At 27.1% G+C, this 273-nt stretch carries 1 protein-coding gene; it reads left to right on the top strand.

Annotated elements, in window-relative coordinates; translation table 11 throughout:
* On the top strand, nt 1–273 hold a 273-nt coding region (locus SB786_RS36265; RefSeq protein ID WP_410731582.1), incomplete at both ends, for a hypothetical protein.

Genomic DNA, 273 nt, shown 5'->3' with positions numbered 1-273 from the left:
CACAAAAGACTTTAGAAGTAAAATCAGCAAAAAATAAGAAATTTTCTACAAAAATTGATATGATTGATCCTTCTGGTAAAGAAAAATATGATCTGATTTTTAATTATTTACAAGATAAAATCAAGAAAATAGAAAAACGTGAAATTGTACATAAGGACGTTGCTTATTTTAAAGTTAATGAGACTTTAGGTTTTATAAATAATGTAAACGATGACAAAATGGATGCCGTAATGGATAGTATTCTAAGCAACGCGGCACAAAAAAAAGCCATAG

The organism is Burkholderia sp. SIMBA_062 (assembly GCF_046534765.1).
Taxonomy (GTDB): domain Bacteria; phylum Pseudomonadota; class Gammaproteobacteria; order Burkholderiales; family Burkholderiaceae; genus Burkholderia; species Burkholderia ambifaria.
This window is presented reverse-complemented; position numbering and strand designations above follow the sequence as displayed.